At 64.8% G+C, this 3886-nt stretch carries 4 protein-coding genes; 3 read left to right on the top strand and 1 reads right to left on the bottom strand.

The window, feature by feature from the left end; genetic code table 11:
* The first annotated feature begins 1 nt into the window (after position 1).
* Complete coding sequence (locus AC04MI_RS23980; protein WP_476498907.1) at positions 2-1801, top strand: methyl-accepting chemotaxis protein; 1800 nt, start codon at positions 2-4, stop codon at positions 1799-1801.
* Positions 1802-1986: 185 nt separating this feature from the next.
* On the opposite strand, the gene AC04MI_RS23985 is transcribed toward AC04MI_RS23980, so the two are convergent.
* Positions 1987-2796, bottom strand: coding sequence for an esterase/lipase family protein (locus AC04MI_RS23985; protein WP_476498908.1), 810 nt, complete (start codon positions 2794-2796; stop codon positions 1987-1989).
* A 274-nt stretch (positions 2797-3070) separates the two neighbouring features.
* Here AC04MI_RS23985 and AC04MI_RS23990 point away from each other — a divergent pair, with 274 nt between their 5' ends.
* Entirely contained in the window at positions 3071-3610 is a 540-nt protein-coding gene (locus AC04MI_RS23990; protein WP_436078543.1) for a chemotaxis protein CheW, read from the top strand.
* Positions 3611-3653: 43 nt separating this feature from the next.
* A partial coding sequence (locus AC04MI_RS23995) for an MCP four helix bundle domain-containing protein (RefSeq protein ID WP_476498909.1) occupies positions 3654-3886 on the top strand: 233 nt, incomplete at its 3' end.

Raw genomic sequence — 3886 nt, forward strand, 5'->3', positions numbered from 1 at the left:
GATGAATCAGCTCAAGATTTCAACCCGGCTGGCTGTGGCATTTGCCGTCATGGTGCTTCTGTTGGTCGCTTTGGGGGCTGTGGGCCTGGTACGGTCAGCCAACCAGCGCGCGGAGCTCAAGGACGTGATCGATGTCCGGATACCCATCGTCAAAACCCTGGGTGCCCTCAACGACGGCGTGAACGAGCAGGCGATTCAGCTGCGCAATCTGGCGATCTTCACCTCGGATGCGATCGTGAAATCGGCGACAAACCAGATTTCCGCTTCTGCGGCGGATGTCGATGCGCAATACAAAACCCTGACTGCATTGGTCACCTCTGAAAAGGGGAAGGAGCTGATGGCGCGCATGCAGCAGCGGCGCGGTGATTTCTTGAAGCTGAGAGATCAATACCTCACGACGCTCCAGCAAGGGCAGCGCGACGAAGCCCTGAAGCTGCTGGAAGAGCAACTGCGCCCTGCGCAGCGGGCCTACATGGCCGCCATAGACGAACAGTTTGAATTTCAATCGCAGAGAACTGTGGACGCCGGCGCGCGCGCCGAAGCTGCCGCCGTGTCGCTGCAGCGCGATGTGCTCATCGCGGGTGCGCTGGCCATCKCCATCGCCATCTTTCTGGCCATCACCATCATCCGCTCCATCACCCGCCCCCTGGCGCAGGCGGTGGAAGCGGCCGACCGCGTGGCCAGTGGCGACCTGAGCGGCCAGATCGTCGTGCAGTCCAAGGACGAAACCGGCCACCTGCTCAGCGCCCTGCAGCGCATGCAGCAAAGCCTGGTCAACACCGTCAGCTCGGTGCGCCAGAACGCCGAAGGCGTGGCCTCAGCCAGCGCCCAAATCGCCTCGGGCAACAACGACCTGAGCGCGCGCACGGAACAGCAGGCCTCGGCCCTGGAAGAAACAGCCGCCTCGATGGAAGAGCTGGGCTCGACCGTGCGCCAGAACGCCGACAACGCGCGAGCCGCCAACCAGCTGGCCGTGAGCGCCAGCACCGTGGCCGTGCAAGGCGGAGACGTGGTGGCCGAAGTGGTCGAGACCATGAAAGGCATCAACGCCAGCAGCAACAAGATCGCAGACATCATCAGCGTCATCGACGGCATCGCCTTCCAGACCAACATCCTGGCGCTCAACGCAGCCGTGGAAGCCGCCCGCGCCGGCGAACAAGGCCGGGGCTTTGCCGTGGTGGCCGGAGAAGTACGCAACCTGGCAGGACGCAGCGCAGAAGCCGCCAAGGAAATCAAAGCCCTCATCACCGCCAGCGTGGAACGCGTGGAACAAGGCACCGCCCTGGTCGACAAGGCCGGAGCCACCATGACCGAAGTCGTCAGCGCCATCCGGCGAGTGACCGACATCATGGGAGAGATCAGCGCCGCCAGCAGCGAACAAAGCGCAGGCGTAGGCCAAGTGGGAGAAGCCGTCACGCAAATGGACCAGGCCACCCAGCAAAACGCCGCCCTGGTGGAAGAAATGGCCGCGGCCGCCAGCGCGCTGAACGCCCAGGCCGGAGAACTGGTCAACGCCGTGGCCGTGTTCAAGCTCGACGCTAGCAGCACGAACAGCAGCTACAGCCAGAACCGCCACACGGCAGCCCCCACCCGCACCCCCATTGCAGCGCCCAGCTACAAAGCCGCGGCCCGCAGCACCAGCCTGGGCAAAAGCGCCAAGACCGGCAGCAAATCCGCCGCCAGCCTGGCGGCGCCCAAGGCCAGCAGCCCGGCAGCCTCACCCGCCGCCAAGCCTGCAGCGCCCAGCCCGGCCCCGGCACCCAAGGCTGCGGGAAGCGACGACGACTGGGAGAGCTTCTGACCAGGGCTGCGCAGGTCCCTGGGTGAAGAAATCAGGTCAAAACGGCTGCAAGCGCAGGTGGAAAATGCGTTGACGGCTATCAAAAGCAAAGCAAGAAAGCACGCAGAGGGGGCTACCTTCTGCGTGCTTTTTTGTGGGCGAGCGCTTCGCGTCGGCGTAGTCGGATGCGCTGCTGCACGTGCCGGTCAGCGGTGCGGGTTGGGATACACCAGATGCAGCCCTGGCAGCTGGGGGCGCTGGAACGGCYGCCACACCACGCCTGGCCCGTGCGGCTGGCCCAGACGGTCGGCCACGGCCCACCAGGCACTGGGGTTCAGGCCGATGCCAAAGTGGCTAGCCACCACCTCGATGTTCTCGGTGTGGGGGTTGTGGTCGGCGGGCGCCTGGATGCTGCCGCGCCATGCCACCACGCCATCGGTGCGGGAGTAGATGCTGGTGGTGGGCACCGGGGGTGCTTCGGGCAGGTTGTAGTTCTCGGTTTCGCGCTCGATGCTGCGGCCGCTGGCGAACTGGTAAATGCGCCATGCGTTGGTGGACGTGTGGGGCCCGGCAAAGGGTGTGCCCAGGGTCACCACGCAGCGCACCAGGTCGGGCATTTCCTTGGCCAGCTCGCGGGCGTAGATGCCGCCCAGGCTCCAGCCCACCAGGCTCACCTTGTTGCCGCTGGCATCCACCGCTTGCTGCAGCTGGGCCTTGGCGTTCTCCAGCACGCCATCGCGCGGCCCCAGGTTCAGGCCCTGGCCCCAGCCCAGCGGGTTGTAGTTGCGCGATTCGAGGTAGCGGCGCAGGGGCAGGGTGGTGGCGTCGCCAGCTGTCAGGCCCGGAAACACGATGACCGTGTGGCCATCGCCCAGTGGAGCGCGCTGCAGAACGGGCCATGCGGGCAGCACGGCGCCAAATTCCCAGGGGGCCCGCAGCTCCAGCGCCAGCAAGGGGAGGCTGGGCGGTGGCATGTGGTCAGGGGCAGCGGATTTGCGGTCGGAGAAGAGAGGCATCAAGTCGTCGTTCCAAAACGGGCGCCTGCCGGGCAAGGCAGGCGGGTCGTGCGACGGTAGCAGTTTTTGCGCACCAAGGCGGGGCGCGAAATGGAGCAAGCTCTCCAATTGCCCCCGCCCGGACCGGGGGAGTCCCCTTTGGATTGCGGGGGGGATTGCCCGCGAATGTCACATTTTGCAACCGTGCGCTGCTATGCTTTGGATAGCTTTTGCGTTCGTCGCGTTCTGGCGCTGTCCGCAACCCTCCCGTTCCAACCGCCTGAAAGCCCGCGCCATGACCGCTATTGCCGACGCCGCTGCGCCTGCCGCCACCCACTCTGCGCACCGCGCGCTGGCCCCAAGCCCCACCGCAGCCGCTCGTGAATTCCTGACCTTCCGCCTGGGTGCGGAGGAGTACGGCATTGACATCCTGCGCGTGCAGGAGATCCGCTCATACGAGAGACCCACGCGCCTGGCGCAATCGCCCGACTTCATCAAGGGCGTGATCGATCTGCGCGGCCGCATCGTGCCCATCCTGGATCTGCGGGTGAAGCTGCAATGCCCTGAAGCCAGCTACACCGACTTCACCGTGGTGATCATTCTGGACATCGGCTCTACCGTGATTGGCGCGGTGGTGGATGCGGTGGCCGATGTGGTCTCGCTCACTCCCGACCTCATCAAGCCCACGCCCCAGTTCGAGCGGCAGGGCCATGTGGACCCGGCCTTTGTCACTGGCATTGCCAGCCTGGGCGAGCGCATGCTGATCGTGATGGACATCGAGGCCCTGCTCAGCAGTGACGAAATAGGGCTGGTGAGATCGGCTGTGCACAGGTAATGTGGCTGCCAACTGCAAAAGATCAACACAGAGGAGAAAAAGGATGAATCAGCTCAAGATTTCAACCCGGCTGGCTGTGGCATTTGCCGTCATGGTGCTTCTGTTGGTCGCTTTGGGGGCTGTGGGCCTGGTACGGTCAGCCAACCAGCGCGCGGAGCTCAAGGACGTGATCGATGTCCGGATACCCATCGTCAAAACCCTGGGTGCCCTCAACGACGGCGTGAACGAGCAGGCGATTCAGCTGCGCAATCTGGCGATCTTCACCTCGGATGCGAT

Source organism: Acidovorax sp. LjRoot204 (assembly GCF_056175785.1).